The following is a 1,922-nucleotide window of genomic DNA, read 5'->3' on the forward strand; positions in this document are numbered from 1 at the left end:
CGACTCCGACATGGCACCCGGGTAGAACGAGGCGATCTGGGCCATGTCCTCGTCGGTGGTGCAGACGAAGCGGGCGGTGTAGGCGGCGTCCGAGATCAGGACGCTGTCGCAACCCACCCCGTGCGACGTCAGCCAGCCGCGGTATTCGTCGAAGTCCTTGCCCGCCGCGCCGACGAGTGCCACGTCACCGCCGAGCACGCCGATGGCGAACGCCATGTTTCCTGCCACTCCGCCGCGATGGACGACGAGATCGTCGACCAGAAAGCTCAACGACACCTTCTGCAGGTGGTCGGCCAACAACTGCTCGGAGAACTTGCCGGGGAACTTCATCAGATGGTCGGTCGCGATGGATCCCGTCACCACAATGGTCACGAAGCGTCACCCTTCATTTCATTAAGTCGTCTACATAACACTAGCGCGCAGCTCGGTGCGCTAGCCTAGCAACGTCATGGCCGGTCCAATTCCGTACCCCGAATCCCCTTATCCCGCACCGCAGACCCAGCAGCCGTTTCCTCAGGCGGGACCGCAGCAGGGTGCTCAGGTGTTCTATCCAGGCCAGGTGCCGTCGCCGTATCCCGGCACGTTGCCGCCCCCGGTGAACTATCCGAAGGCCCCACGCCGCAAGGGTCTCCTGCTGATCGGCTTTGGATTGCTCGTCCTCGCCGTGGTCGCCGCCGTGGTTGCGGCGCTCGTGATCGGGTCCCGCGGTGATGACGGCGCAACCGTGACGGTCGACGACGCGTCGGCGACCACCGCGATCCAGGGCTATCTGGATGCCCTTGCCAAGGGCGATGTCGACACCGTCGCGCGCAACAGTTCGTGCGGTTTCTTCGACGCGGTCAAGGATCGCCGGTCGGACATGACGCTCGCCAAACTCACCAGCGATGCGTTTCAGAGCCAGTACGGCACGGCGACGGTCTCCAGCATCGACAAGATCGTCACGTGGTCACCGCTTCAGGCGCAGGTGCTGTTCACGATGCGCGCCACCCCTGCGGGGCGCAGCCAGGGACAGGTGGAGCGCCAAGGCGTGGCTCAGCTACTGGTCCAGGACGATCACATCCTGGTGTGCTCCTACCTGCCACGGAACACCGGGCAGTTCTAGCCGGCTAGCGGCACGAACTCAGTTGAACGAGTCGCCGCAGGCGCAAGAGCCGCCGGCGTTGGGGTTGTCGATCGTGAAGCCGGTCTTCTCGATGCTGTCGACGAAGTCGATGGTGGCGCCCTGCAGGTACGGGGCACTCATCCGGTCGACCGTCAGCGTGACACCGCTGAAGTCGACGTTCAGGTCACCGTCGAGGGACCGATCGTCGAACGCGAGCTCGTAGCGCAGGCCCGCACAACCGCCGGGCTGGACCGCGATGCGCAGGTTCAGGTCGTCACGACCCTCCTGGTCCAACAACGACTTCGCCTTTGCAGCGGCGGCGTCTGTGAGGACGGCGCCGTGAGCGGCGGTGGTGGTGGTCGACTCTTGCTGAACGGTCATTCCTTCTCCCTGTGCATTGTCATGCGTCGGATAGGTCAACGGTACCTTGCCGGAGCGCTATTCCCGACTCTTGTCATCTCCCCAGCGCGAGGAGGTCTGCTCCGCGAGCCCCGTGAGCTGCCGCGCGGCGTCCTCCATCGCCACCCGGACCGATCCGGCGTAGTCCGTGATCGAATGGGCGGCCGCGATGCCCGCGCCCCGCAGGGCGCCCTCCTCGAGGGTGACCTGGCCCGCCAAAACCAGTACCGGTGTGCTCCTTGCTCCGGCCGCCAGGGCGCTGACCACCTTTCCGTGCAGCGACTGGTCGTCGAACCGGCCCTCGCCGGTGATGATCAGGTCGGCGGTGGCGACGTCACCCGCCAAGCCCGTGTGTTCGGCAATGACGGCGGCGCCCGACTCGCGACGGCCGCCGAGTGCCAACAGCGCGGCGCCGATGCCG

4 protein-coding genes are annotated in these 1,922 nt (G+C 66.0%); 1 reads left to right on the top strand and 3 read right to left on the bottom strand.

What is annotated here, in order from left to right; genetic code table 11:
• Positions 1-372 (bottom strand): PfkB family carbohydrate kinase (locus ACRDUX_RS34415; protein WP_526420923.1); only part of this gene is annotated, 372 nt, incomplete at its 3' end.
• A 76-nt stretch (positions 373-448) separates the two neighbouring features.
• Here ACRDUX_RS34415 and ACRDUX_RS34420 point away from each other — a divergent pair.
• Positions 449-1,102, top strand: coding sequence for an Rv0361 family membrane protein (locus ACRDUX_RS34420; RefSeq protein ID WP_526420925.1), 654 nt, complete (start codon positions 449-451; stop codon positions 1,100-1,102).
• A gap of 18 nt (positions 1,103-1,120) precedes the next feature.
• Here ACRDUX_RS34420 and ACRDUX_RS34425 read toward each other — a convergent pair whose 3' ends face one another.
• On the bottom strand, positions 1,121-1,483 hold the full coding sequence (locus ACRDUX_RS34425; protein WP_526385031.1) for a HesB/IscA family protein: 363 nt from the start codon (positions 1,481-1,483) through the stop codon (positions 1,121-1,123).
• Positions 1,484-1,540: 57 nt separating this feature from the next.
• Positions 1,541-1,922, bottom strand: a 382-nt coding sequence (locus ACRDUX_RS34430) for a glycerate kinase (RefSeq protein WP_526420927.1), incomplete at its 5' end; no start/stop codon positions are given.

The organism is Mycobacterium sp., assembly GCF_050701675.1.
Taxonomy (GTDB): Bacteria; Actinomycetota; Actinomycetes; order Mycobacteriales; family Mycobacteriaceae; genus Mycobacterium.